This window comes from Burkholderia sp. Se-20378, assembly GCF_017104665.1.
GTDB lineage: Bacteria > Pseudomonadota > Gammaproteobacteria > Burkholderiales > Burkholderiaceae > Burkholderia > Burkholderia lata.
This window is the reverse complement of the sequence record NZ_JAAGPG010000013.1, coordinates 1-22428: the sequence shown is the minus strand read 5'-3', so window position 1 is coordinate 22428 and position 22428 is coordinate 1. Positions and strand designations below refer to the sequence as shown.

Sequence of the window (22428 nt, the reverse complement as noted above, 5' to 3'; positions counted from 1 at the left end):
AAATCATGAGCGCAATCCAACACTTCTTTAAGACCTTCTTCCTGACCGAGCTCCTGCAGGGGCTCGCGCTGACCGGCCGTTACACGTTCAAGCGCAAGGTCACCGTGCAGTTCCCGGAAGAAAAGACGCCGATTTCGCCGCGTTTCCGCGGGCTGCATGCGCTGCGCCGCTACGAAAACGGCGAAGAGCGCTGCATCGCGTGCAAGCTGTGCGAGGCCGTGTGCCCCGCGATGGCGATCACGATCGAATCGGAAACGCGCGCGGACAACACGCGCCGCACGACGCGCTACGACATCGACCTGACGAAGTGCATCTTCTGCGGTTTCTGCGAAGAGAGCTGCCCGGTCGATTCGATCGTCGAGACGCAGATTCTCGAGTACCACGGCGAAAAGCGCGGCGACCTGTATTTCACGAAGGAAATGCTGCTCGCGGTGGGCGATCGCTACGAGAAGGACATCGCAGCGGCGAAGGCTGCCGACGCGCCGTATCGTTGATTGTGTTTGCAGTGCCGGCCCGAAGCCAGGGCCGAGCCGCCGCGACGGGTGCGGCACGCGAGAGCGTCCCGCAAGCCGCGCCTGACTATGGCCTAACGATGAACCGGTAATCATGGAATTCACGACCGTACTGTTCTACATCTTCGCGCTGCTCCTGGTGGTATCAGGGCTGAAGGTGATCACTTCGCGCAACCCGGTGGCGTCTGCGCTTTTCCTTGTGCTGGCGTTCTTCAACGCCGCCGCGATCTGGATGCTGCTGGAAGCGGAGTTCCTCGCGATCCTGCTGGTGCTGGTCTACGTGGGCGCCGTGATGGTGCTGTTCCTGTTCGTCGTGATGATGCTGGACATCAACATCGACTACCTGCGCCGCGACTTCAAGCGCTTCGTCCCGATGGCGACCGTGGTCGGCGCGATCATCGTGATCGAAACCGCGCTGATCCTGTGGCGCGGCTACGGCGACACGCAGACCGTGCACGCGATGGCGACGGGCGAGATGGCCAACTGGTCGAACACGCGCCTGATCGGCAAGGTGATCTACACCGACTACATCTTCGCGTTTGAAATTGCCGGCCTCGTGCTGCTGGTCGCGATCATTGCCGCGATCGGGCTGACCGAGCGCAAGGGCAAGGACAGCAAGCGCCAGCGCGTGTCGGATCAGGTCAAGGTGCGCCGCAATGACCGCGTGCGCCTCGTGAAGATGGAAGCGGAAAAGCCGCAGCCGGAAGCGGCGCAGAGCGAAGCCGGTTCGGGCACCAACGGCTAAGCGGAGGAAAAGAAAACCATGCTGACTCTTGCTCACTACCTCGTGCTCGGCGCGATCCTCTTTGCGATCGCGATCGTCGGGATCTTTCTGAACCGCCGCAACGTCATCATCATCCTGATGTCGATCGAATTGATGCTGCTGGCGGTGAATACCAACTTCGTCGCGTTTTCGCACTACCTCGGCGATGTGCACGGCCAGATCTTCGTGTTCTTCGTGCTGACCGTCGCCGCAGCGGAAGCCGCGATCGGCCTCGCGATTCTGGTGACCCTGTTCCGTAAGCTCGACACGATCAATGTCGAGGATCTCGATCAGCTCAAAGGTTAATTTCAGGCAACGCTGTTATGTCAACGACACTCAATGAAAACCTGCTGCTGGCGATTCCGCTCGCTCCGCTGGCCGGCTCGCTGATTGCGGGGCTGTTCGGGAACGCAGTCGGGCGCAAGGGCGCACACCGGATCACGATCCTCGGCGTAATGATCGCGTTCCTCCTGTCGGCGAAAGTCTTCTTCGACGTGATGGGCGGCGCAAGCTTCAACGCGACCGTCTACGAATGGATGAACGTCGGCTCGCTGAAGCTCGAAGTCGGCTTCCTCGTCGATTCGCTGACCGCGATGATGATGGTCGTCGTGACCTTCGTCTCGCTGATGGTGCACGTGTACACGATCGGCTACATGGCGGAAGAAGACGGCTACCAGCGCTTCTTCTCGTACATCTCGCTGTTCACGTTCTCGATGCTGATGCTCGTGATGAGCAACAACTTCCTGCAGCTGTTCTTCGGCTGGGAAGCGGTGGGTCTGGTGTCGTACCTGCTGATCGGCTTCTACTTCACGCGTGAGAGCGCGATCTACGCGAACATGAAGGCGTTCCTCGTGAACCGCGTGGGCGACTTCGGCTTCCTGCTCGGCATCGGCCTGCTGCTCGCATTCGCCGGCTCGATGAACTACGGCGAAGTGTTCGCAAAGCGCGCGGAACTCGCGAGCCTGCACTTCCCGGGCACCGACTGGGGCCTGCTGACCGTCGCCTGTATCTGCCTGTTCATCGGCGCGATGGGTAAGTCGGCACAGTTCCCGCTGCACGTGTGGCTGCCGGACTCGATGGAAGGCCCGACCCCGATCTCCGCGCTGATTCACGCGGCGACGATGGTGACCGCCGGCATCTTCATGGTGTCGCGCATGTCGCCGCTGTTCGAGCTGTCGGATACCGCGCTGTCGTTCATCACGGTGATCGGCGCGATCACGGCGCTCTTCATGGGCTTCCTCGGTATCGTCCAGAACGACATCAAGCGCGTGGTCGCGTACTCGACGCTGTCGCAGCTCGGCTACATGACCGTCGCGCTCGGCGTGTCCGCTTACCCGGTCGCCGTGTTCCACCTGATGACGCACGCGTTCTTCAAGGCGCTGCTGTTCCTTGGCGCAGGCTCGGTCATCATGGGCATGCACCACGACCAGGACATGCGCAACATGGGCGGTCTGCGCAAGTACATGCCGATCACGTGGATCACGTCGCTCGTCGGTTCGCTGGCGCTGATCGGCACGCCGTTCTTCTCGGGCTTCTACTCGAAGGACTCGATCATCGACGCGGTGAAGCTGTCGCACCTGCCGGGTTCGGGCTTCGCGTACTTCGCGGTCGTCGCGAGCGTGTTCGTTACGGCGCTGTACTCGTTCCGCATGTACTTCCTGGTGTTCCACGGCGAAGAGCGCTTCCGCAAGCCGAAGCATCCGGAATCGCCGATGGGCATGGCGGCTGCGCATGGCCACGACGACCACGGCCATGGCCACGGTCATGACGATCACGCGCACGAGCCGCACGAGACCCCGTGGGTCGTGTGGGTGCCGCTGGTCCTGCTGGCGATCCCGTCGGTCATCATCGGCGCGTTCGCGATCAGCCCGATGCTGTTCGGCGACTTCTTCCAGCACGGCGTTGCATTCGACAAGGTGATCTTCATCGGCGAAAACCATCCGGCCCTGGCCGAGATGGCCGAAGAGTTCCACGGCTGGGTGGGCATGGGCCTGCACTCGGTGTCCGGCCTGCCGGTCTGGCTCGCGCTCGCCGGTGTCGTTGTCGCGTGGTTCCTGTACCTGAAGCGTCCGGAACTGCCGGCGTCGATCCGCCGCGCGTTCGGCCCGATCTACACGCTGCTGGACAACAAGTACTACATGGACAAGATCAACGAAGTGGTGTTCGCCCGTGGTTCGGTGGCGATCGGCCGCGGCCTGTGGAAAGAGGGTGACGTCGTGGTGATCGACGGCCTCGTCAACGGCAGCGCCCGGTTCATCGGCTGGTTCGCCGGCGTGATCCGCTTCCTCCAATCCGGTTACATCTATCACTACGCGTTCGCCATGATCATCGGCATGCTGGGGCTCCTGACCCTGTTTGTAACGCTCGGCGGCAAATAAGGCGGGGGACAACTTAATGCACGCTTTTCCGATTCTCAGTACCGCGATCTGGTTGCCGATCGTTTTCGGCCTCCTCGTGCTTGCGGTGGGTAACGACAAAAATCCGGGGACGGCCCGCTGGATCGCGCTGATCGGTTCGCTGCTCGGCCTGGCGGTCACGATCCCGCTGATCACGGGCTTCGACTCGAGCACGGCTGCGCTGCAGTTCGTCGAGAAGTCGACCTGGATCGAACGCTTCGACATCGCGTATCACCTCGGCGTCGACGGCATCTCGATGTGGTTCGTCGTGCTGACTGCGCTGATTACGGTGATTGTCGTGATCGCCGCATGGGAAGTGATCACCGAGAACGTCGCGCAGTACCTCGCGGCGTTCCTGATCCTGTCCGGGATCATGATCGGCGTATTCTCGGCGGCCGACGGCCTGCTGTTCTACGTGTTCTTCGAAGCGACCCTGATCCCGATGTACATCATCATCGGCGTGTGGGGCGGCCCGAACCGCGTGTATGCGGCATTCAAGTTCTTCCTGTACACGCTGGCCGGCTCGCTGCTGATGCTGGTCGCGCTGATCTACCTGTACACGGAAACGCATTCGTTCGACCTCGCGACGTGGCAGAACGCCAAGATCGCGATGACACCGCAGATACTGCTGTTCATTGCTTTCTTCCTCGCGTTCGCGGTGAAGGTGCCGATGTGGCCGGTCCACACCTGGCTGCCGGATGCGCACGTGGAAGCGCCGACGGGCGGCTCGGTCGTGCTGGCTGCGATCATGCTGAAGCTCGGCGCGTACGGTTTCCTGCGCTTCTCGCTGCCGATCACGCCTGACGCGAGCCACTTCCTGGCTCCCGTCGTGATCACGCTGTCGCTGATCGCGGTGATCTACATCGGCCTCGTCGCGATGGTGCAGTCCGACATGAAGAAGCTGGTCGCGTATTCGTCGATCGCGCACATGGGCTTCGTCACGCTCGGCTTCTTCATCTTCAACCAGCTCGGCGTCGAAGGCGCGATCATCCAGATGATCTCGCACGGCTTCGTGTCGGGCGCGATGTTCCTCTGCATCGGCGTGCTGTACGACCGCGTGCACTCGCGCCAGATCGCCGATTACGGCGGCGTCGTGAACGTGATGCCGAAGTTCGCAGCCTTCGCGATGCTGTTCTCGATGGCCAACTGCGGCCTGCCGGGTACGTCGGGTTTCGTCGGCGAGTTCATGGTGATTCTCGCTGCCGTCCAGTACAACTTCTGGATCGCTTTCGGCGCGGCATTCACGCTGATCCTCGGCGCTGCCTACACGCTGTGGATGTACAAGCGCGTGTACTTCGGCGCAGTTGCGAACGATCACGTTGCCAAGCTGAAGGACATCGGCCGTCGCGAATTCCTGATGCTGGCCGTGCTCGCCGCGTTCACGATGCTGATGGGCCTGTATCCGAAGCCCTTCACCGACGTGATGCACGTTTCCGTGGAAAACCTCCTCTCCCATGTCGCGCAGTCGAAGCTGCCGCTGGCCCAGTAATCGCGAGCGGAGGAACTCAAGATCATGAACGCTCCTATGAATGTCCTGTTGCCTGACGCGCTGGTGATGGCCGCCATCGTCGTCGCATGGCTGAACGACACCTTTACCGGTGCTTCCGGCCGCCGCCTGACTTATCTGATCGCGGTCGTATCGTCGGTCGTCGCCGGCGTGTGGTTCGCGGTGCAGGCACTCGACCCGCAGCAGTACTACTTCTTCTCGAAGATGGTCGTCGTCGACTCGTTCGCGAGCACGATGAAGGCTGTCGTGTCGTTCGGTTTCGCGGTCTCGCTCGTCTATTCGCGCAAGTACCTCGAAGATCGCGACATGTTCCGCGGCGATGTGTTCCTGCTCGGCATGTTCTCGCTGCTCGGTCAGCTGGTCATGGTGTCGGGCAACAACTTCCTGACGCTGTACCTCGGTCTCGAACTGATGTCGCTGTCGCTGTACGCCGTCATCGCGCTGCGCCGCGACGCCGCACAGTCGAGCGAAGCTGCGATGAAGTACTACGTGCTGGGCGCGCTCGCATCGGGCTTCGTGCTGTACGGCATCTCGATGCTCTACGGCGCGACCGGCTCGCTCGAGCTGGGCGAGGTGTACAAGGCGGTTAGCGGCAACACCGACGCAGCCGTGCTGATGTTCGGCGTGGTCTTCATCGTCGCCGGCATTGCATTCAAGCTCGGCGCCGTGCCGTTCCACATGTGGGTGCCGGACGTCTACCAGGGCGCACCGACCGCGATGACGCTGTTCGTCGGCGGCGGTCCGAAGGTTGCCGCGTTCGCGTGGGGCCTGCGCTTCCTGGTGATGGGCCTGCTGCCGCTCGCACAGAACTGGCAGACCGCGCTCGTGATCCTGGCCGCACTGTCGCTGATCGTCGGCAACATCACGGGTATCGTCCAGCGCAACATCAAGCGGATGCTGGCGTACTCGGCGATCTCGAACATGGGCTTCGTGCTGCTCGGCCTGCTCGCAGGCATCGTGAAGGGCGACGCAACGGCACCGGCGAACGCATACAGCTCGGCGATGTTCTACGCGATCGTCTACCTGATCACGACGCTCGGCTCGTTCGGCGTGGTGATGCTGCTCGCGCGCCGCGATTTCGAAGCCGAAACGATCGACGACTTCAAGGGCCTCAACAAGCGCAGCCCGGTGTTCGCGTTCGTGATGATGGTCATGATGTTCTCGCTGGCAGGTATTCCGCCGACCGTCGGCTTCTACGCGAAGCTCGCCGTGCTCGAGGCGACCGTCAACGCGGGCCTCACGTGGCTGGCCGTGCTGGCCGTGATCACGTCGCTGTTCGGCGCGTTCTACTACCTGCGCATCGTGAAGCTGATGTACTTCGATGCACCGCAGGATACGACCCCGATCTCGGGCGATTTCTGCAAGCGCACGATCCTCGTGCTGAACGGCCTGGCGGTCGTGGTGCTCGGCCTGATCCCGAGCCCGCTGCTGACGGCCTGCCTGCAGGCAATTCGTCACACGCTGCCGCCGCTGTAATGTCGGCAGCCGGCTGGTTTATCGTGCTGTTGGCGCTCGTCTGCGCCAACCTGCCGTTCCTGAACCAACGCCTCTTCGCCGTCGTGCCGTTCGGCACGGCGAAGAAGAGCGGGTGGGTGCGGATCGGCGAGCTGATCGTGCTGTATTTCATCGTTGGCGCGCTCGGCTTCTGGCTCGAGTCGCGCGCCGGCAACCGCTTCGAACAGGGCTGGCAGTTCTACGCGATCACGTTCAGTCTTTTCATCGTGTTCGCGTTTCCCGGCTTCACGTTTCAGTATCTCGTCAAACGACGCTGACGGCTTCGGCCGTCGCGCTCATTCCCGGAGCCGCCGATGGCCGAACTACCCAATCACGACGCCGCACTGACCGAAACCTGCCTCGAAAGCGAGGCGATCTTCGAAGGCTCGTTCCTCAAGCTCAAGCGCGATACCGTCCGTCTGCCGGACGGCAAGAAAGCCATGCGCGAATACGTCCAGCATCCGGGCGCGGTGATGGTGATCCCGCTGTTCGACGACGGCCGCGTGCTGATGGAAAGCCAGTATCGCTACCCGATCGGCAAGGTGATGGCCGAATTCCCGGCCGGCAAGCTCGATCCGAACGAAGGCGCGCTCGCATGCGCGGTGCGCGAACTGCGCGAAGAAACCGGCTACACGGCACGCGAATACGTGTTTCTCGCCCGGATTCACCCGATCATTTCTTATTCGACCGAATTCATCGACCTGTACCTGGCGCGCGGGCTGACGGCCGGCGAGCGCAAGCTCGACGAAGGCGAATTCCTCGAGACCTTCACCGCGACGCAGGCCGATCTGCAGGAATGGGTGCGCACGGGCCAGATCTCCGATGTGAAGACGATCATCGGCACGATGTGGCTCGACAAGGTGCTGTCCGGCACGTGGCCGCTCGGGCCCGTCCTGACGCCCTGAGCGCGGCGTCAGCGGCGGGTGGGGCGCCGCGTTACAATCCGGTGACGCGGTGCCTTCGCATCGCGTCATCGAAATTTAGCACGATCGTTCACAAAAGCGCTTTTTGCGCTACACTCCTCACACGCCCTGATTCAGCATGAAGGTCCTCGATTTACAGTGTCCGCACGGTCATCGGTTCGAAGGCTGGTTCGCTTCCGCCGATGAATTCGAAGCGCAGTTGTCCCGCAAGCTGGTCGAATGTCCGGTGTGTGGAACAACCGAGGTCAACCGTCTGCCGTCGGCGCCGCGCCTGAACTTGTCGGGCGCGACGCAGGCACAGCCGGCCGATCCGCGTGCGCTGCAGGTGCAGGTGCAGGTGATGCGTGCACTGCGCGAGGTGCTGGAGAAAACCGAGAATGTGGGCGAGCGCTTCGCCGAGGAAGCGCGGCGCATCCATTACAACGAGGCGCCGGCACGCAGCATTCGTGGCGTTACGACCGCCGAAGATGCGCAATCCTTGGCCGAAGAAGGCATCGACGTGATGCCGCTGCCGATTCCTGCCATGCTGAAAGAACCGCTGCAATAACGTATGCAGTGAGTCCTTGCCAGGCCGGACGGTTGCGGACAGCCTTGCATGGGACCGGAGTAACCGCTGAAGCGCTAACTCCGGTCGACAGGAGACACTGCGCATGGATCTGGATTATTCCCCCTCGGACGACGCGTTCCGCGTCGACGTCCGCGCCTGGCTCGAGGCCAACCTGCCTCACGCACTGCGCGCCAAAGTACTCGATCACAAACGACTCGACCGCGAGGATTTCGCGAGCTGGCACCGGATTCTCGGCCAGCGCGGCTGGTCTGCGCCCGCATGGCCGGTTGAATACGGCGGCCCGGGCTGGAACGCGACCCAACGGCACATCTGGGACGAGGAGTGCGCGCGGATCGGCGCGCCCACCGTGCTGCCGTTCGGCGTATCGATGGTCGCGCCCGTGTTGATGAAATACGGCAGCGAAGCGCAGAAACGTCACTATCTGCCGCGTATTCTCGATGGCACCGACTGGTGGTGCCAGGGTTACTCGGAGCCGGGTTCGGGATCCGACCTCGCCTCGTTGCGCACGCGCGCCGAGCGCCAGGGCGATCACTATGTCGTCAATGGCCAGAAGACCTGGACGACGCTCGGCCAGTACGCCGACATGATGTTCTGCCTGGTACGCACCGATCCGGCCGCGAAGAAACAGGAAGGCATCTCGTTCCTGCTGATCGACATGAAGACGCCCGGCATTACGGTGCGCCCGATCGTCATGCTCGACGAGGACCACGAGGTCAACGAGGTGTTCCTCGAGGACGTCAAGGTGCCGGTCGAGAATCTCGTCGGCGACGAGAACCGCGGCTGGACCTACGCGAAATACCTGCTCGGTCACGAGCGCACCGGTATCGCGCGTGTCGGTGCGTCGAAGCGCGAACTCGCGTTCCTGAAGCGCGTCGCGTCGAACCAGCGCAAGAACGGCAAGCCGTTGCTCGCGGATCCCGTGTTTGCCGCGAAGGTCGCGGCGCTCGAGGTCGAGCTGATGGCGCTCGAGGTGACGGTGCTGCGCGTCGTCAGCCGCGAGACGAGCGGCAAGGGGCCGGGCCCCGAGGCGTCGATGCTGAAGATCAAGGGCACGGAAGTGCAGCAGGCGCTCACCGAGCTGATGGTCGACGCGATCGGCCCGCTTGCCGCACCGTTCGACGTACCGTTCCTCGACGGGCAGCGCGAGCACAGCATCGCGGGCGACGACGATGCGGCGCCGCTTGCCGCGTACTACTTCAATTACCGGAAGACGTCGATCTACGGCGGTTCGAACGAGATCCAGAAGAACATCATCGCGCAGATGATTCTGGGGCTGTGATCAGGGAACGGAGACAACCATGGATTTCAGCTTTACCGATGAGCAGCAGCAGTTCGCCGACGCGCTGCGCCGTTATCTCGGCGAGCAATACGGCTTCGAAGCGCGCCAGGCAATCGTGCGCAGCGACGCGGGCGTGTCGGACACGCAATGGAGCGCGTTTGCCGAGTTGGGGCTGACCGCGCTGCCCGTGCCGGACGCGCAGGGTGGCTTCGGCGGCGGCCCGGTCGACATGCTGGTCGTGATGCAGGAGCTCGGCCGTGCGCTCGTGATCGAGCCGTACTGGGCAACGGTGGTGGGCGTCGAAGCCTTGCGTATCGCCGGCTCGGGCGCCGGTGAGGATGCGGCGCTGCTGGAGGCGATCGCGCAGGGGCAGAAACGCGTGGCGGTTGCGTTCCACGAGCCGCATGCGCGCTACGACCTGTTCGAACTCGACACGCATGCGCGCGAGCAGGGCGGCACGTACCGGCTGACCGGCACGAAGTCGGTCGTTCAGCATGGCGCACAGGCGGATGTGTGGATTGTGCCCGCCCGCGTCGACGGCGGTGGCATCGGCCTCTTCGTCGTCGAACGGAATGCCGCGAACGCTAAGGTGGCCGACTACCGGACGATCGACGGCCAGCGTGCCGCGACGATCGGGTTCGACGAAACGCCGGCGCGACTGCTGACGGGTGGTGCGCGCGACGCGGCAGCCCTCGAACAGGTTGCCGATTACGCGACGTTCCTGCTGTGCGCGGAAGCGGTCGGCGTGCTCGACGAACTGAACCGCGCCACGGTCGAATACACGAAGACGCGCGAGCAGTTCGGCGTGCCGATCGCACGTTTCCAGGCGCTGCAGCACCGGATGGTCGACATGCTGATCCACGCCGAGCAGGCGCGTTCGCTGACTTACCTGGCTGCCGTACGCTACGCGAGCGGCGATGCCGATGCGCGGCGCAAGGCCGTGTCGGCCGCGAAAGCACGTGTCGGCGCCGCCGCTCGCTTCGTCGGCCAGCAGGCCGTTCAGCTGCACGGCGGCATGGGCGTGACCAACGAGGTCGCCGCCGCGCACCTGTTCAAGCGGCTGACGATCATCGAGACGACGCTCGGCGACACCGATCATCATCTTGCCCGCATCGCGGCGCTGCCCGATTTCGCACAGACCGACGCGGCATGACGGCGACGCGCGAGCGCGCCAGACAAGGAGACACCTAGTGGGCATCAGTTACGAAGACCTGGTGGTCGGCAGCACCACCGAAGTGGGCCGTTACACGTTCGAACCCGACGACATCAAGGCGTTCGCGCAACGCTATGATCCACAGCCGTTCCATCTCGACGAAGAGGCGGGGAAAGCCTCGCATTTCGGCGGGCTCGTCGCGAGCGGCTGGCATACGTGTTCGGTGTTCATGAGCCTGCTCATCAAGAAGCTCGGGTCGGACTCGACGAGCATGGGCTCGCCCGGCATCGATTCGATTCGCTGGCTCAAACCGGTGCGCGCCGGCGACACGATCACGATGTATCAGAAGGTCCACGACAAGCGCGTGTCGGAGAGCAAGCCCGACCGCGGCATCGTGTCGACGGAGTGGGTCGGCGTGAACGGCGCCGGCGAGACGGTGATCACCGTGCATACCAAGGTGATCTTCGGGCTGCGCCATCCGGGAGGCGAGCCGGCATGACCGATGTGACCTTGCCGCTGATCGCATCGGCACAAGCGCTGCAGGCGCGTGTCGGCGCAGAGCCGCTCGCGAGCGGCTGGCTCTCGATCGACCAGCGTCGTGTCGATGGCTTTGCCGATGCGACCGGCGATCATCAATGGATTCACGTCGATCCCGAACGTGCGCGGCGCGAGTCGCCATTCGGCGGCCCGATCGCGCACGGGTTCCTGACGCTATCGCTGATTCCGGCGTTGATGGCCGACGCGATGCGTTTCGAGCAGAAGATGGGCGTGAACTACGGACTGAACCGTGTGCGGTTCCTGAAGCCGGTGCCAGTCGGTGCGCGCGTGCGTGCGCTGTTTGCGGTAAAGGAAACCGCCGAGGCCGCGCGGGACGGTGTGCAGGTGACGTGGTCGGTGACGATGCAGGTCGAGCTTCCCGACGCGCCGCTGCCCGTTTGCGCGGCGGAATTCATCACGCTGCATTACTTCTGAAGCGCGGGGCGGCATGCACGAATGCCGCTCCGCTTTTCACATGCACGTCAGTGCTTCGCGTATTGCGTCGCGCCGAACAGCACCTCACGCGCCTTGTCGTCCTGCAGCGCCTTGCGCGCCGAAGCGAGCACTTCGACACCACGCTGGACGGCCGGTCGTGCGGCGATCGCGTCGTACCAGCGCTTCACGTTCGGCAATTCGTCGAGCACGATGCCCTGGTTCTGCCACGAGCGCGTCCACGGGAACGTCGCAATGTCCGCGATCGTGTACGTGTCACCCGCGAGATACTCGGATTCGCCGAGACGTTTGTCCATCACGTTGTACAGGCGCTTCGCTTCGTTCGTGTAGCGGTTGACCGCATATTCGATCTTCTCCGGCGCATACAGGCGGAAGTGGTGTGCCTGCCCGAGCATCGGGCCGACACCGCCCATCTGGAACATCAGCCATTCGAGCGTCGCGTAGCGTGCGGCCGGATCGGTCGGCAGGAACTTGCCGGTCTTCTCCGCAAGGTAGATCAGGATCGCGCCCGATTCGAACAGCGAGATCGGCTTGCCGCCGGGGCCGTCCGGATCGACGATCGCGGGGATCTTGTTGTTCGGGCTGATCGTCAGGAATTCCGGCTTGAACTGGTCGCCCGCGCCGATATCGACAGGATGGACACGATAAGCGAGGCCCGTTTCCTCGAGCATGATGTGCACCTTGTGGCCGTTCGGGGTCGCCCAGCTATAGACGTCGATCATCGTGAACTCCTTTGTTGCATGCGCGAAAACGGCGCCGGCAGCGCCGTGACAGGCGGTCATTAGAGCATGGATCGATATGGGCTGCTGGCGACGGAAATGTGCGTGCCGATGCGTGTGCGCAGATGTGTGCGTGCGTGTTGCGCTACTTGGCGCCGGGGGCAATCACGCGTCGCTCCGAGTCGTCGAGATGGGGCGTCGCCGTGCCGCATCGCGGCGATGCGGTGGAGACGCGTCAATTCGACAGCAGGCGCGACGGCTCAGCGCTTGTAGCGGGGCGGGCGTTTCTCGAGAAATGCGGTGATGCCTTCGAGCCCGTCCGCATGATGCAGCGATGCGACGAAATGATCGCGCTCCGTGACGAGATGCGCGTCGAGCGGTTGCATCGTCGCGTCGTCGAGCAGCGACTTGATGCGCGTGAGTGCGTTCGGCGAGATGCCGGCGAGCGCATCGGCCCATGCCAGCGCGTCGGTCAGTGCCGCGCCGGGCACGGCGAGCCGGTTGACGACGCCGAGCGTGTGCAGACGTTCGGCTGCAACAGGCTTGCCTTCGAACAGGATCTCGGCCGCGAGCGCACGCGGCAGCGCGCGGGCGATGAACCACGAACCGCCTCCATCGGGCGTCAGACCGACCCGCGCGTACGACATCACGAATTTTGCATCGTGTGCGGCGACGATCAGGTCGCACGCGAGCGCGAGCGAGAAGCCCGCGCCGGCCGCGGCGCCTTCGACCGCTGCGATCACCGGCTTCGTCGAAGCGTGGATCGCCGCTACCCATGCGGCGAGCTGATCGATGCTGTCGGCCTGGTAGGACGGATCCTTCGAGCGGTTGTCGAGCAGCCGGTTCAGGTTGCCGCCCGCGCAGAAGAAGCGATCGGCGCCGGTGAGCACGACCGCGCGGATCCCGGGATCGCGTTCGGCGGTGGCGAGCGCTTCGATGCCGGCCGCGTACATGTCGGGATGCAGCGCATTGCGTGCGCCGGGATTGGATAGCGTGAGGACGAGCGTCGATTCGCTCTCGGCCGGACGCGAGGCCAGCAGTTCAGCACTCATGCGAGCGTGTCTCCATCGGATGGCGGGGCTGCGGCGGCGGGCGCATCGCGCGTGCTGATGCGGCCGATGCCGTAGCAGATGTATTGTTGTCGTGACGAACGCAAAACTTGCTTTAGACTAGCACGAACGTGCTTTTCAGCGCGATGAATCCCGATGCGGCCCGCATCGATGCGGCCGCGCTTCAGCAAGGAAGGAGACTCCGATGCTACAGCTGTGCGGTATTCCGTTGTCCAACTACTACAACAAGGTGAAGTTCGTCCTGCTCGAGCACGACATTCCGTTCGAGGAGTCGGTATGCGGTTTGCCGATCAGCGATCCGGCGCAGCTCGTCGATTCGCCGCTCGGCAAGATTCCGTTTCTGAAGACCGAAGAAGGCGCGCTGTTCGAGTCGCAGGTGATCATCGAGTACCTGGCCGCGCGCTATCCCGAGAAAGGCATCTTTCCGGCAAGCCCGTTTGCCGGCGCGAAGGTGCGCGAACTGATCGAGACGCTCGAGCTGTATCTCGAATGGATGGCGCGTGAGGTCTACACCGAAGCGTTTTTTGGCGGCAAGGTCAGCGACGGGATGAAGGCGCACGTCGAGAAGCGCCTGCCGCGCGCGATCGATGCGTTCAAGCAGATGGCGCAGTTTTCACCGTATGTGCTCGGCGAGTCGTTCGGCCTCGCGGACATCGCCGCCTGGGTCCATCTGCCGGTCATCGGCATGGCGACGAAGGCCATATACGGACGCGATTTCCTGCTCGATGCGGGTATCGACTGGAAGGCGCATGCGAAGAAGGTAGGCGAGCGCCCTGCCGCGCAGCGCGTGGCGGCCGAGCGCAAGGCGTATATCGAAGCGACGAGCGTCGCGCGCTCGTAAGCGCGATTCCCGCAGGGCGGCGTGCGGCCGCCCGTGCGGGTCTTACAGGCGGGCGAGTCGCTCGAGCGCGGATGCGAGCGTGCTTTCCTGTTTCGCGAAGCAGAATCGGACGACGCCCGATTCGTGTGGCTCGTGATAGAACGCCGACACCGGAATGGCGGCCACGCCGATCTCCGACGTGAGCCACTTCGAAAATTCTGCTTCCGGCAGGTCGCTGATCGCCGAATAGTCGACGCACTGGAAGTACGTGCCCGTGCAGGGCAGCAACTTGAAGCGCGTGCGCTCGAGGCCGGCCCGGAAGAAGTCGCGCTTCTTCTGGTAGAAGTCGGCAAGCGTCAGGTACGGCGCCGGGTCGCGCAGGTAGTCGGCGAGCCCGATCTGCATCGGCGTGTTCACCGTGAACACGTTGAACTGGTGGACCTTGCGGAATTCCGCGGTCAGCGCGGCAGGCGCCGCGACATAGCCGACCTTCCAGCCCGTCACGTGATAGGTCTTGCCGAAGCTCGACACGATGAAGCTGCGCGCGGCGAGTTCCGGATAGCGCGCGACGCTCTCGTGGCGCGCGCCGTCGTAGACCATGTGCTCGTAGACTTCGTCGGACAGGATCAGCACGTTGGTGCCGCGCACGATCTCCTGGAGCTTGCGCATGTCCGCCTCGCGCCACACGGTACCCGTCGGGTTATGTGGCGTGTTGATCAGGATCATGCGGGTTTTCGGCGTGATTGCGGCTGCCAGACGATCGAACGGGATCGCGTAGTCGGGCGCTTCCAGCGTGACGAACACGGGCTTGCCGCCCGCGAGTTCGATCGACGGCAGGTAGCTGTCGTAGGTCGGTTCGACGACGATCACTTCATCACCCGGATGCACCGTGCACATGATCGCGGTCAGCAACGCCTGCGTCGCGCCGGCCGTGACGGTGATTTCGGTCGCCGGATCGTAACGCCGGCCGTAGACCTGCGCGATCTTGTCTGCGATCGCGTCGCGCAGCGGCGCGACGCCGGCCATCGGCGGATACTGGTTGTGCCCGTTGCGCATTGCCGTGGCAACCGCATCGACGATGCGTGGATCGCAGTCGAAATCCGGAAAGCCCTGGCCGAGGTTCACCGCGCCTTTTTCTGCGGCAAGCGCGCTCATGACCGTGAAGATCGTCGTGCCGACGTTCGGCAGGCGCGAGGGGAAAACGGGAGTCGTTGGCATGTCTGAAGGAGCGTTCATCGATACGGTCGAGGTCGGGTGGTGGTGCGGGCGTCAGGCCGGCGTGGTGTCGAGCGCGCAGGCCTCGGCAAAGGGTGCGGGTTGCGCGATCCGGAAGCCGAAGTCGCGTGCGGTGCGCTTCGCGAGCTTCAGCAGCGCGCGGTCTTTCGACACGAGCCACTCAACCTGGGCGGCGCGGGCGAGTTCCAGAAATTTCTGGTCGTCGCGGTCCTTGCACTTCGGCAGGGGCGGCGCGTCGGCGTCGACGGCCGGCGGCTCGACGAGGCTCGCGAGGCGAGCGACGGTCGCGAGCGCAGCCGCCTTGTCGACAGCGCGCGCCTGGAACTGCGGATAATCGAGCACATACTCGAGTTCGGTCAGGCAGCGGCCGTCGATCACGGCGGCAAGCGTGCCGCGTTCGAGCGCGGCCCGGATCGGGCGCGTAGCGGGGTCGTCGAATACGAGGATGTCGATCCAGACGTTCGAGTCGAGCACGACGCGATGCGCGGCATGCGGGGCGAGAGAGCGGGTCATTCGTTACAATCGGTGGTTTTCGTCTGACCGCAAGGCACGGCGTGCCAGCGAGCCTCTATGATAATCGTTCTCTCTCCAGCCAAATCCCTCGACTACGATACGCCCGCGCACGTCCAGTCTTACACGAAGCCTGCATTCGTCGACGACGCGTCTGAACTGATCGACGGTCTGCGCAAGCTTTCGCCGCAGGACATCGCGACGCTGATGGATATCTCCGATCCGCTCGCGCGCCTGAATTTCCAGCGCTACGCAGACTGGTCGTCGACTTTCACGCCGGCCAACGCGAAGCAGGCCGTGCTCGCGTTCAATGGCGACGTATATGAAGGATTCGACGCCAAATCGCTGTCGTCCGCCGATCTCGACTATGCGCAGCAGCACGTGCGCGTGCTGTCGGGCCTGTACGGGCTGTTGCGTCCGCTCGACCTGTTGCAGCCGTACCGGCTCGAGATGGGTACGCGCTTCGCGAATGCGCGCGGCAAGGATCTGTACGCGTTCTGGGGCGACCGCATCACGCGGGCGCTGAACGAGCAGCTCGAAACGCGCAGCGGCGCGGCGCGCGTGCTGGTCAACTGCGCGTCGACCGAATACTTCAAGTCGGTCAAGCCGAAACTGCTGGCCGCACCCGTCATCACGCCGGTGTTCGAGGACTGGAAGGGCGGCCGCTACAAGATCATCAGCTTCCATGCGAAGCGTGCGCGCGGCCTGATGGCGCGCTTTATCGTCGAGAACCGTATTACCGACCCGAAGGCGCTGAAGGATTTCGCGACGGAAGGCTATGCGTTCGATGCGGCCGCGTCGAACGATTCGACTTACGTATATCGCCGGCGAGTCGGCGAGTGACCTTGCCGGCCGTTCACGAGACGGCCGGCGCATGCATGAGGCCGGGCAAGCGCTACACCGCCTGTTCCGGTCGTCCAAGGAGAGACAGATGGCCCTTTCGATCACCAGCAATTTCGACGCAGGCGCAATCGACGTCGTATCGTGCGACAGTCCCGATGCGATTCGACTGCGCGTGCGCGGCGACACCCGCTCGGAATTTGCGCAATGGTTTTACTACCGCTTGACGGGCGCCCGCGGCGAGCGCTGCGTGATGACGTTCGAGAATGCTGCCGAATGTGCGTATCCGTCGGGCTGGCGCAACTACAGCGCGGTGGCGAGCTATGACCGGGTCGACTGGTTCCGCGTGCCGACGACGTTCGACGGCAAGACGATGACCATCGACCATACGCCGGAATTCGACAGCATCTATTACGCGTATTTCGAACCGTACTCGGAAGAGCGTCACGCGGCGTTTCTCGGCGCGGTCCAGCAGTTGCCGCAGGCGAGCGTCGTCGAACTCGGCCGCACGGTCGAAGGTCGCCCGATGTCGCTGCTGACGCTCGGTACGCCGGAAACCGACGGCACGCCGAAGAAGAAGGTGTGGATCATCGCGCGCCAGCACCCTGGCGAGTCGATGGCCGAATGGTTCGTCGAAGGCCTCGTCAAGCGGCTGGCCGGATGGGGCGACTGGGCTGGCGATCCGGTCGCGCGCAAGCTGTACGATCGCGCGACGTTCCATATCGTTCCGAACATGAACCCGGACGGCAGCGTGCACGGCAACCTGCGCACCAATGCGGCAGGCGCGAACCTGAACCGCGAGTGGATGGCGCCCGATGCCGAGCGCAGCCCCGAGGTGCTGGCTGTGCGCGATGCAATCCATGCGATCGGCTGCGACATGTTCTTCGACATTCACGGCGACGAGGATCTGCCGTACGTGTTCGTTGCCGGGTCCGAGATGCTGCCGAGCTTTACCGAGCAGCAGGGCAAGGAGCAGACCGCATTCATCGAAGCGTTCAAGGTCGCGAGCCCCGACTTCCAGACTGAGCACGGCTATGCCGCGAGCAAGTACAAGGAGGATGCGCTCAAGCTCGCGTCGAAGTACATCGGCCACCAGTTCGGCTGTCTGTCGCTGACGCTCGAGATGCCGTTCAAGGACAACGCGAACCTGCCCGACGAACGAGTCGGCTGGAACGGCGAGCGCAGCGCGGCGCTTGGCGCGGCGATGCTGGCGGCGATCCTGGTGCACGTCGACACGTTCGCGTAAGCGTAGCGTCGCCGTATGAAAAAAGCCGGGGCATCTCAGGATGCCCCGGCTTTTTTGCTCCTGTCGACATCGCTTCGTCGTATCAGGACTTCTTCGCGGTCTTCTTCACGACCTTCTTCTGGCCGCTCGACTTTTTCGTTGCGACGGCCTTCTTGCTGCCGGTACGGCCCGATGCCTTTGCCTTGCCCTTGCCTCGGTGCGACTTGCCCTTGAATTTCTTCGTGGAGGACGAGGAGCGCTCGACGCGCGGCTTCAGCGGCGGAACCGGGTCGTTCCAACTGAACGCGAGCATTTGCTGACCGACATAGCCGCATCGGAATTTCAGCGGCGTCGGGTCGCTGCCGTCGCTGTGGATGCCGAGGCCGTCGACCGTGACGATATTGTCGACCTTCACGCGCTGCTTGCCCTGGTCGAACGAGTCGTTCCATGGCGTGGTCGTCGCGTTGCCGCTGTCGAATGTGTTCGGCGCGAAGTCGACGCGGTCGAAGGCCGACGACGTGCTGGCGATGAAGCTGCCGTGCGCTGCACAATCGGCGGCGAGCGGATCGGCATGCATTTCGTTGACGAATTTGTTGATCAGTTCGGAGCGCTGGTCGAGCAGATCGGCGAATGCCGGTGTCGGAAGCGCAAGCGACAGGCCCGCAATACAGGCTGCCAGCTTGCCGAGCGCCCGGAAAATCCGGAGCGACGCAGGAGAGCTGTCCATCTGGTTATTGGTGAGGAGCGAATGAGACATCGGGCACGTATAGATGCCCGATGAAGAACCGGAGTTCAATCTTAGCGTAAAAAAGTTGTGCGGCAGTAGATGTCGCATTCTGCCGCACTGCGTGAGGGGCTGCCGGCACGGGATGACGGTGCTGCCGCCAGAGGGCAATTCAGGCGCGCGGGCCGCCGAGGCGATAGCGCCGGACGTCGAAGGTCGTGACCCAGGCGGGGCGATAGACGGCGATGAGTGCCGTCGCCATGCCGGTGAACCACGCTTCGCCGAGTGCAAGCAGCGCGGTGTTCAGCAGATAGCCGGCGGGAATCACGACGGGCACGCCATCCGCGAGCGCGAGCTGGACCCCGGCCGCAGCAGCGGCAACCGCGATTATCGCGATGGCCGGCGACAGGAATCCCTGGCCGGTAATGAACGACGCGAGATTGTGAGGCAACCATGCGAGTGCGGCGCGCTGCAGCAATGCCGACACGGCGACCGGCAGCGCGCCGTAAATCAGATAGGTCAGGCCAATACCCTGCCAGGGCGCGTCGAAGATGATCGCGGCGACCGCCGTGACGGCGCCCATCGCGATCAGTGCGAGTGTCCAGTCGAACAAGGTGACGAGCAGCGTCGCGCCGAGCAGATGCATGACGATGCCATCTTCGAGCCACGCATTCGAGGCCCAGAGGACCGCAATGGCGGTGACGAGCGCGAGCCACACGTGCTGGAGCGTGGCGTCCTGCAGGCGGACGAATGGACGATTCCAGATCGCGAGCGCGAGCAGGGCCACGGCGGCGATCCAGCCACCGATGCCAACCCAGAGCGGAAGCGGTGTGAAAAGAAAACCCATGCGTTCATATTACTCGTTGAGCATCAAAGGTGGGAATCCGCACACGCCGACCGTCGCAATATCGAGACTGTTTGCCTAGCGTTCTCGCCGGAACCGCGCCGGCGGCTCGGCGGCGATCGGCAGGTCCTGCGCGCTGTCGATCGAGGCCGGCAACGGATACGGGCGGTCATTCCGTTGCGTACGCAGCGGAACCGGGCCGTGTTCGCCGATGGGCGGCTTACGCGCGCGATTGCGGTTCGCCAGCAGCACCTCGAGGTGGGGCGACAGCCAGCCGTTGTAGATCGCGACCGCGGCGGCGCGGTTGGCGGCACCAAGCTGCTGGAAGATGCTGGCGAGGTGGATCTTGACGGTGCCTTCGCTGATGCCGAGTGTGCGGGCGATCATCTTGTTGGTGCTGCCCATGTGGACGAAGCGCATGATCTGCGCTTGCCGCGGCGACAAGAGGCCGCTCGGCGGCCGGCGGGGAAGTGACCCGGCGAGCGTCTGGAAATGGGCGTCGTAACGCGCCGCAGCAGTAGAGGGCAGCAGGCGGAGCGCGATCGGCGGAATGTAGTGCCCGCCCAGCAGTACGATCTCGAGCGCACGCACGATCAGGTGCGGCCGCGTGGAATGCGGGATCACGCCGGCGACACCGTAGTTGAAGAAGCGCTGGATGGCTTCGGGCGATGTTTCGTCGACCAGGACGGCGACGGGTGTCGGCGAGCAAGCGTTGCAGAGCGCCTGAAGCTCGCTGAGCCGGCCGACGTCGAGCCAGTCGATCGCGACGAGGTCGAAACGCTGGTTACGCAGCAGCCTGCGCGCCTGGAAACTGTCGGGCGCATCGTTGATGCCGGCGTGACGGTCGATCTGTCGCAACAGGGCCTTCAGTCCGTCACGCCGCTCGGCGTCTGAATTGAGCATCAGGAACCGCATATTCAACCTCCGTAATGTGAGCCATTGATCTGCCGTCTGGCATGCCTTGGGTCTGATGATGACAAAGACCTTACACGATGTCTGCTTGGCTGAAAGGCTTAGGAAAAGTATGAAATTTCGGGCGGCGGGAAGGCGGACAAGTAAAAAGCCGCTCCGGCGGGAACCGTGAGCGGCTTCAGGTGGGCAGGCCGTCAGGGCCTGCTGTGCTGCGGGTCAGTGGAAGTGCGGCTGGGCGGGTGACGCGTCTTCCGGCATTTCCGCGTGGACGATTTCGCCGAGCGGATCTGCGTAGAGCGGCACGCCGCAGTCATCGCAGTATTCGGGTTCGAAGCGGCCCGCGTGCCGCCGGACGTCGGTTACGCCGCATTCCTTCAGCAGGCTCACGATTTCCTCGACCGGCCCTTCGATCGGTGCTTCGCCTTCGAGCGTTGCGCTGTCGATCGACACGTCGCCGTTTTCACGGCCGTAGAGCGGCCATACGACGCCGTAGATTACGTCGTTGCTGGCACGCCGCGTGAAGCCGACACGGTACTCGTCGATACGGCGTTCGCCGAAGCCGGCGACCACCGCGCGCAGCTCTTGCGGTGCCGCACCAAGTGTGTCGAAAAGATAACGAATGGCCGTTCTCACCGTGTGCGGACGCACGCGTTCGTCCGCATCGCGGCAGGCGGAATAGTACGCGTCCGGAAGCAGGCATTCGAATTCGCAGCCGGGCAGGGCGATCGACAGGTTCGGGCCGCCCTGGGCCGTCCATTGCTCGAGGCACTGGCCACGTTCGATCCGGCTGCCGCCTTCTTCTTCCTGCCAGCGGAACAGTGGCGCGCCAGCGGGAGCCGCGACGACGGCGAGCAGGAAGCGCGGGTCGGCCAGGATCGGCGAGGTTTCGGGCAGGTCGCCGAAGCTGAGCTTGGGCGTGTGCTGGCTGATCGCCGCATGCGCGAGCTGCTGGGCGAGCCGGTAGGTCTCGACGTGGTGGCGCGGCAACTGGTCGATGCTATAGAGGAACGGGGCAAGCCCGACGAGGGTGCCGTTCGCCAGGACGTGCGCCTGCAGGTGCGTTCGCAGCGCGTCGGCAACTTCGCCCTTGAGCGGGCCCGACGGAATCATGTAGCGCGTCCATGCGAGAACCGGGACGGCGACCAGCAGCGCATCGAACGGTTGGCCTTCGTGCTCGATCACCATCGACTCGCTGTGCGTCTCGGCCATGTCGGCGAGCGCGCCATAGGCGTCGGGGTGATTCTGCTGAAGATGGTCGAGCGCTGCGTCGAGCGTGGTCTGGTTGCCGTTGCGGACAATCTTGGCGAGCAGCGCGTCGAGCTTCGCTTCCCAGAAGCGATCCTCGATGCGGCTGCCCGACGCGAAGAGCGCAAGCGACAGACCGACCAGTTTGTCGGCATCGGGGGGGAGGCGTTTGGCGATTCGCTGGCGCATATTAAAGACGTATATAGAAAGAGGCGAAGAACCTCACATTCTAGTCCGTTCTTTGCACCATAAGCGGTCTCGTGCCGAGGCATGGCCGGCCGGCCGAATTGCGGCTTTTGTAAAAAAGTTGCTTCAAACCCCTTGCGCGAATGCCGCGAGCTACCTACAATCACGCCTCTTTCGCGCTAACGGAAACGCAGCGCGGAAGAGGGAAGCAAGGGTTGGCGGTGTGCTGGAGTCTGTAGCGCGCAACCGGCCTGGAAGTTGAGCCCCGCAGTCGCAACGATGTAGTAAAAAAGTTGTTGACGAAATGCGAAACACGGTTCATAATCTCGCTTCTCTGCTGCTGAAAACGCAGCGCTGCTGAGAAACACGAAGTTCCTCGCAGAATGCTCTTTAAAAATTAACAGCCGATAAGTGTGGGCGCTTGATGGAAGCGAGCTGATCCTCGGATCAGATAGCGAAAGTATCAAGAGTCTCACACTAAAGTAAGTCAGGTTTATGAAGCAATTCATATT

26 protein-coding genes are annotated in these 22428 nt (G+C 63.5%); 16 read left to right on the top strand and 10 right to left on the bottom strand.

Features of this window, described 5'->3' with window-relative positions:
- Window positions 1-5: 5 nt before the first annotated feature.
- The 13 genes from nuoI (at window position 6) to G3N93_RS03760 (ending at window position 11567) form a co-directional block, all read left to right on the top strand.
- Window positions 6-494, top strand: coding sequence for an NADH-quinone oxidoreductase subunit NuoI (nuoI, locus tag G3N93_RS03820; RefSeq protein ID WP_011352695.1), 489 nt, complete (start codon window positions 6-8; stop codon window positions 492-494).
- A gap of 112 nt (window positions 495-606) precedes the next feature.
- The gene (locus G3N93_RS03815; protein WP_011352694.1) at window positions 607-1257 is read left to right on the top strand and encodes an NADH-quinone oxidoreductase subunit J; all 651 of its coding nucleotides are present in this window, start codon (window positions 607-609) and stop codon (window positions 1255-1257) included.
- Window positions 1258-1275: 18 nt separating this feature from the next.
- Entirely contained in the window at window positions 1276-1581 is a 306-nt protein-coding gene (nuoK, locus tag G3N93_RS03810) for an NADH-quinone oxidoreductase subunit NuoK (RefSeq protein ID WP_006478272.1), read from the top strand.
- A 17-nt stretch (window positions 1582-1598) separates the two neighbouring features.
- Window positions 1599-3653, top strand: coding sequence for an NADH-quinone oxidoreductase subunit L (nuoL, locus tag G3N93_RS03805; protein WP_011352693.1), 2055 nt, complete (start codon window positions 1599-1601; stop codon window positions 3651-3653).
- A gap of 16 nt (window positions 3654-3669) precedes the next feature.
- Window positions 3670-5160, top strand: coding sequence for an NADH-quinone oxidoreductase subunit M (locus G3N93_RS03800; protein WP_011352692.1), 1491 nt, complete (start codon window positions 3670-3672; stop codon window positions 5158-5160).
- A gap of 36 nt (window positions 5161-5196) precedes the next feature.
- The gene (nuoN, locus tag G3N93_RS03795; RefSeq protein ID WP_174935312.1) at window positions 5197-6654 is read left to right on the top strand and encodes an NADH-quinone oxidoreductase subunit NuoN; all 1458 of its coding nucleotides are present in this window, start codon (window positions 5197-5199) and stop codon (window positions 6652-6654) included.
- Window positions 6654-6950 (top strand): DUF2818 family protein, encoded by a 297-nt coding sequence (locus G3N93_RS03790; RefSeq protein ID WP_011352690.1) that lies wholly within the window; start codon window positions 6654-6656, stop codon window positions 6948-6950. The genes nuoN and G3N93_RS03790 overlap by 1 nt, the downstream gene beginning before the upstream one ends.
- 36 nt (window positions 6951-6986) lie before the next feature.
- Complete coding sequence (locus G3N93_RS03785) at window positions 6987-7577, top strand: NUDIX domain-containing protein (RefSeq protein ID WP_174942591.1); 591 nt, start codon at window positions 6987-6989, stop codon at window positions 7575-7577.
- Between the two features lie 136 nt (window positions 7578-7713).
- Complete coding sequence (locus G3N93_RS03780) at window positions 7714-8142, top strand: DUF1178 family protein (protein ID WP_206132296.1); 429 nt, start codon at window positions 7714-7716, stop codon at window positions 8140-8142.
- A 103-nt stretch (window positions 8143-8245) separates the two neighbouring features.
- Window positions 8246-9442 (top strand): acyl-CoA dehydrogenase family protein, encoded by a 1197-nt coding sequence (locus tag G3N93_RS03775; protein WP_174942879.1) that lies wholly within the window; start codon window positions 8246-8248, stop codon window positions 9440-9442.
- Window positions 9443-9461: 19 nt separating this feature from the next.
- A complete protein-coding gene (locus tag G3N93_RS03770; RefSeq protein WP_174942881.1) occupies window positions 9462-10595 on the top strand; it encodes an acyl-CoA dehydrogenase family protein in 1134 nt (377 codons plus the stop codon).
- A 37-nt stretch (window positions 10596-10632) separates the two neighbouring features.
- Window positions 10633-11094, top strand: coding sequence for a MaoC family dehydratase (locus G3N93_RS03765; RefSeq protein WP_174942883.1), 462 nt, complete (start codon window positions 10633-10635; stop codon window positions 11092-11094).
- The gene (locus G3N93_RS03760) at window positions 11091-11567 is read left to right on the top strand and encodes a MaoC family dehydratase (protein ID WP_174942577.1); all 477 of its coding nucleotides are present in this window, start codon (window positions 11091-11093) and stop codon (window positions 11565-11567) included. Before G3N93_RS03765 ends, G3N93_RS03760 begins: the two co-directional genes overlap by 4 nt.
- A 47-nt stretch (window positions 11568-11614) precedes the next feature.
- Here the strand turns inward: G3N93_RS03760 and G3N93_RS03755 are convergent, their stop codons facing one another.
- From G3N93_RS03755 to G3N93_RS03745, 3 genes are all read right to left on the bottom strand, one after another.
- Window positions 11615-12307, bottom strand: a complete 693-nt coding sequence (locus G3N93_RS03755; protein WP_174942885.1) for a glutathione binding-like protein — start codon at window positions 12305-12307, stop codon at window positions 11615-11617.
- A 257-nt stretch (window positions 12308-12564) separates the two neighbouring features.
- The gene (locus tag G3N93_RS03750) at window positions 12565-13356 is read right to left on the bottom strand and encodes an oxepin-CoA hydrolase, alternative type (RefSeq protein WP_174987873.1); all 792 of its coding nucleotides are present in this window, start codon (window positions 13354-13356) and stop codon (window positions 12565-12567) included.
- Complete coding sequence (locus G3N93_RS03745; RefSeq protein WP_174942571.1) at window positions 13353-13544, bottom strand: hypothetical protein; 192 nt, start codon at window positions 13542-13544, stop codon at window positions 13353-13355. Before G3N93_RS03745 ends, G3N93_RS03750 begins: the two co-directional genes overlap by 4 nt.
- Before the next feature lie 14 nt (window positions 13545-13558).
- On the opposite strand from G3N93_RS03745, the gene G3N93_RS03740 reads away from it, so the two are divergent.
- Window positions 13559-14215, top strand: a complete 657-nt coding sequence (locus tag G3N93_RS03740) for a glutathione S-transferase (protein ID WP_174942569.1) — start codon at window positions 13559-13561, stop codon at window positions 14213-14215.
- Window positions 14216-14257: 42 nt separating this feature from the next.
- On the opposite strand, the gene G3N93_RS03735 is transcribed toward G3N93_RS03740, so the two are convergent.
- Together G3N93_RS03735 and G3N93_RS03730 are read right to left on the bottom strand one after the other, a co-directional pair.
- A complete protein-coding gene (locus tag G3N93_RS03735; RefSeq protein WP_174987867.1) occupies window positions 14258-15430 on the bottom strand; it encodes a pyridoxal phosphate-dependent aminotransferase in 1173 nt (390 codons plus the stop codon).
- A gap of 33 nt (window positions 15431-15463) precedes the next feature.
- Window positions 15464-15943 (bottom strand): putative toxin-antitoxin system toxin component, PIN family, encoded by a 480-nt coding sequence (locus G3N93_RS03730; protein ID WP_174942566.1) that lies wholly within the window; start codon window positions 15941-15943, stop codon window positions 15464-15466.
- A gap of 57 nt (window positions 15944-16000) precedes the next feature.
- On the opposite strand from G3N93_RS03730, the gene yaaA reads away from it, so the two are divergent.
- Entirely contained in the window at window positions 16001-16783 is a 783-nt protein-coding gene (gene yaaA / locus G3N93_RS03725; RefSeq protein WP_174942563.1) for a peroxide stress protein YaaA, read from the top strand.
- A gap of 88 nt (window positions 16784-16871) precedes the next feature.
- On the top strand, window positions 16872-18026 hold the full coding sequence (locus G3N93_RS03720; protein WP_174987864.1) for a carboxypeptidase family protein: 1155 nt from the start codon (window positions 16872-16874) through the stop codon (window positions 18024-18026).
- A gap of 82 nt (window positions 18027-18108) precedes the next feature.
- On the opposite strand, the gene G3N93_RS03715 is transcribed toward G3N93_RS03720, so the two are convergent.
- The 5 genes from G3N93_RS03715 to G3N93_RS03695 all read right to left on the bottom strand — a co-directional run.
- Window positions 18109-18762 carry a BspC domain-containing protein gene (locus G3N93_RS03715; protein ID WP_174942907.1) on the bottom strand — a complete coding sequence of 218 codons (654 nt, stop codon included), beginning with the start codon at window positions 18760-18762 and terminating at the stop codon, window positions 18109-18111.
- Window positions 18763-18901: 139 nt separating this feature from the next.
- Window positions 18902-19576, bottom strand: coding sequence for an energy-coupling factor ABC transporter permease (locus G3N93_RS03710; RefSeq protein ID WP_011352675.1), 675 nt, complete (start codon window positions 19574-19576; stop codon window positions 18902-18904).
- Between the two features lie 75 nt (window positions 19577-19651).
- Window positions 19652-20488 (bottom strand): response regulator transcription factor, encoded by an 837-nt coding sequence (locus tag G3N93_RS03705; RefSeq protein WP_174942558.1) that lies wholly within the window; start codon window positions 20486-20488, stop codon window positions 19652-19654.
- Between the two features lie 213 nt (window positions 20489-20701).
- Window positions 20702-21919, bottom strand: a complete 1218-nt coding sequence (locus G3N93_RS03700) for a DUF2863 family protein (protein WP_174942555.1) — start codon at window positions 21917-21919, stop codon at window positions 20702-20704.
- A gap of 176 nt (window positions 21920-22095) precedes the next feature.
- Window positions 22096-22428: hypothetical protein (locus G3N93_RS03695; RefSeq protein WP_206132295.1), on the bottom strand; the 333-nt coding region annotated here is incomplete at its 5' end.

Excerpts from the sequence above, each read along its gene's own strand:
- G3N93_RS03710 (WP_011352675.1), bottom strand. The coding sequence starts at position 19,576 with ATGGGTTTTCTTTTCACACCGCTTCCGCTCTGGGTTGGCATCGGTGGC.
- G3N93_RS03735 (WP_174987867.1), bottom strand. The coding sequence starts at position 15,430 with ATGAACGCTCCTTCAGACATGCCAACGACTCCCGTTTTCCCCTCGCGC.
- nuoL (WP_011352693.1), top strand. The coding sequence starts at position 1,599 with ATGTCAACGACACTCAATGAAAACCTGCTGCTGGCGATTCCGCTCGCT.
- G3N93_RS03720 (WP_174987864.1), top strand. The coding sequence starts at position 16,872 with ATGGCCCTTTCGATCACCAGCAATTTCGACGCAGGCGCAATCGACGTC.
- G3N93_RS03790 (WP_011352690.1), top strand. The coding sequence starts at position 6,654 with ATGTCGGCAGCCGGCTGGTTTATCGTGCTGTTGGCGCTCGTCTGCGCC.
- nuoI (WP_011352695.1), top strand. The coding sequence starts at position 6 with ATGAGCGCAATCCAACACTTCTTTAAGACCTTCTTCCTGACCGAGCTC.
- G3N93_RS03740 (WP_174942569.1), top strand. The coding sequence starts at position 13,559 with ATGCTACAGCTGTGCGGTATTCCGTTGTCCAACTACTACAACAAGGTG.
- G3N93_RS03760 (WP_174942577.1), top strand. The coding sequence starts at position 11,091 with ATGACCGATGTGACCTTGCCGCTGATCGCATCGGCACAAGCGCTGCAG.
- nuoK (WP_006478272.1), top strand. The coding sequence starts at position 1,276 with ATGCTGACTCTTGCTCACTACCTCGTGCTCGGCGCGATCCTCTTTGCG.
- G3N93_RS03730 (WP_174942566.1), bottom strand. The coding sequence starts at position 15,943 with ATGACCCGCTCTCTCGCCCCGCATGCCGCGCATCGCGTCGTGCTCGAC.
- G3N93_RS03775 (WP_174942879.1), top strand. The coding sequence starts at position 8,246 with ATGGATCTGGATTATTCCCCCTCGGACGACGCGTTCCGCGTCGACGTC.
- nuoN (WP_174935312.1), top strand. The coding sequence starts at position 5,197 with ATGAATGTCCTGTTGCCTGACGCGCTGGTGATGGCCGCCATCGTCGTC.
- yaaA (WP_174942563.1), top strand. The coding sequence starts at position 16,001 with ATGATAATCGTTCTCTCTCCAGCCAAATCCCTCGACTACGATACGCCC.
- G3N93_RS03770 (WP_174942881.1), top strand. The coding sequence starts at position 9,462 with ATGGATTTCAGCTTTACCGATGAGCAGCAGCAGTTCGCCGACGCGCTG.
- G3N93_RS03780 (WP_206132296.1), top strand. The coding sequence starts at position 7,714 with ATGAAGGTCCTCGATTTACAGTGTCCGCACGGTCATCGGTTCGAAGGC.
- G3N93_RS03700 (WP_174942555.1), bottom strand. The coding sequence starts at position 21,919 with ATGCGCCAGCGAATCGCCAAACGCCTCCCCCCCGATGCCGACAAACTG.
- G3N93_RS03750 (WP_174987873.1), bottom strand. The coding sequence starts at position 13,356 with ATGAGTGCTGAACTGCTGGCCTCGCGTCCGGCCGAGAGCGAATCGACG.
- G3N93_RS03715 (WP_174942907.1), bottom strand. The coding sequence starts at position 18,762 with ATGTCTCATTCGCTCCTCACCAATAACCAGATGGACAGCTCTCCTGCG.
- G3N93_RS03785 (WP_174942591.1), top strand. The coding sequence starts at position 6,987 with ATGGCCGAACTACCCAATCACGACGCCGCACTGACCGAAACCTGCCTC.
- G3N93_RS03815 (WP_011352694.1), top strand. The coding sequence starts at position 607 with ATGGAATTCACGACCGTACTGTTCTACATCTTCGCGCTGCTCCTGGTG.
- G3N93_RS03800 (WP_011352692.1), top strand. The coding sequence starts at position 3,670 with ATGCACGCTTTTCCGATTCTCAGTACCGCGATCTGGTTGCCGATCGTT.
- G3N93_RS03755 (WP_174942885.1), bottom strand. The coding sequence starts at position 12,307 with ATGATCGACGTCTATAGCTGGGCGACCCCGAACGGCCACAAGGTGCAC.
- G3N93_RS03705 (WP_174942558.1), bottom strand. The coding sequence starts at position 20,488 with ATGCGGTTCCTGATGCTCAATTCAGACGCCGAGCGGCGTGACGGACTG.